The 1499-nt window shown below is 49.7% G+C and carries 2 protein-coding genes and 2 tRNA genes; 3 read left to right on the plus strand and 1 reads right to left on the minus strand.

What is annotated here, in order from left to right; all coding sequences use genetic code 11:
• The 3 genes from RR842_RS11520 to RR842_RS11530 all read left to right on the plus strand — a co-directional run.
• Positions 1 to 188, plus strand: a 188-nt coding sequence (locus tag RR842_RS11520; RefSeq protein WP_332722702.1) for a hypothetical protein, incomplete at its 5' end; no start/stop codon positions are given.
• Positions 189 to 577: 389 nt separating this feature from the next.
• Positions 578 to 653 (plus strand) — tRNA-Arg (locus RR842_RS11525).
• Between the two features lie 238 nt (positions 654 to 891).
• Positions 892 to 1134 carry a glutathione S-transferase N-terminal domain-containing protein gene (locus tag RR842_RS11530; protein WP_332722704.1) on the plus strand — a complete coding sequence of 81 codons (243 nt, stop codon included), beginning with the start codon at positions 892 to 894 and terminating at the stop codon, positions 1132 to 1134.
• 133 nt (positions 1135 to 1267) lie between these two features.
• Here the strand turns inward: RR842_RS11530 and RR842_RS11535 are convergent.
• A tRNA-Gly gene (locus RR842_RS11535) sits at positions 1268 to 1341 on the minus strand.
• Positions 1342 to 1499 lie beyond the last annotated feature (158 nt).

Raw genomic sequence — 1499 nt, forward strand, 5'->3', positions numbered from 1 at the left:
TGAGCGGCTTGATCTCGCTTGGGACGTGGATGCCGGTCATTGCAGCCCTCCTTTTCTTTTATGCATTTCCAGATTTTCGGGTTCGAGGCCATCCGTTGCGCACCGTCCGGCCACTCGATAAGCCCAAAATCTCATGCTTCGATTCGAATTGCAACCACAAAACTGCAACAAAATCGAACCAGGTTTGATATCAGGTGTTTTTTCGGCGAACGGATGACATTCCTCCCCCTTTTATTCACATTTCCAACACATTCACTTTAGCACTGCAAAGTACGATATCGAACGAAACAACGCTTTTCCAGACAAGAATCAAGGGGTGCCAACCCCTTCCGCAAAAAGCCTGATAAGTGGAAATGCATAAAGTACGTGAAACATGCACTCCTGATGCAAGCAGCTCAACGATGAGCGGGAAGCGGCGGGAAGAAAGCAGCCCATTCGACCGTCCCACAAGGGGAAGCAAGGTTCAAAGGTCGTTTTTCACGTGCGGTTTCTCCGAAGGAACGCTATCGGCGACCAATCTTTCCTTGCGGCGGTACAGCCGAACGTTTTACGGTATAATACCGATGCTGCATCGCACGCGCCCGTGGCTCAATGGATAGAGCAACGGACTTCTAATCCGTCGGTTGCAGGTTCGAATCCTGCCGGGCGCGCCAGATATCTTTCCCACTGCACCTAATAAATGGTGCGATTTTTACTTTTAAATGAAAAAATCTATACATGATATCATATTAATTATTGATTTTTGCCTGAAATTTTTAAAACAGTCGATTAGTAAACCGCTCGTCAACAAGTGGTCTCCCCCTTACCAAACGGCAAACTTCTATCCTATGATAGAGTTTCGTTCACCTATTTCGCCAGTTGGCCATTCACTTGGCGAGGAAAGGAACGCCCATGCCGTACCTGGAAGACCATCTGCTCTATTACAAGAAAACGTGTCCTTACTGCCAAAAAGTACTGCGTTTTATGGAGGACAGCAAGATCAATCTTGATCTGCGCGACACCCTTCAGCCTGGCAACCAGAACGACCTTGTTCACATCGGCGGGAAGAAGCAGGTTCCCTGCCTTGTCGTCAAGGGCAAGCCCCTCTATGAATCCGACGACATCATCGCCTACTTGAGGGGGCAAGCCTCTTAGCTTCGCCCGGCCGCATTGTTACCCCGCTCTCGACGGTTTGTCTATAGCAGGGTAACAATGTACAATCCGGCGGAACCTCTGCTCCAGAAAAAAGAAAAGGCCAGGCATACTAGATGCCTGGCCTACTTTTTTATGGAGCGGGTGACGGGAATCGAACCCGCGTTATCAGCTTGGAAGGCTGGAGTTCTACCATTGAACCACACCCGCAATCAGTGCGGCGACTATTGTACCGCAAGATCGACGATTGAGAGCGAGATTGCCAAAGGATTCCATCTGAAGGGATCCCACCCTGTCGAAGGAGCGGCGACAGAATGGAGACAACTATGGGTTCTACCCGCCCAGAACTCGACTCCTACCATCGTAAG

It is taken from the genome of Gordonibacter sp., assembly GCF_036667095.1.
GTDB lineage: Bacteria > Actinomycetota > Coriobacteriia > Coriobacteriales > Eggerthellaceae > Gordonibacter.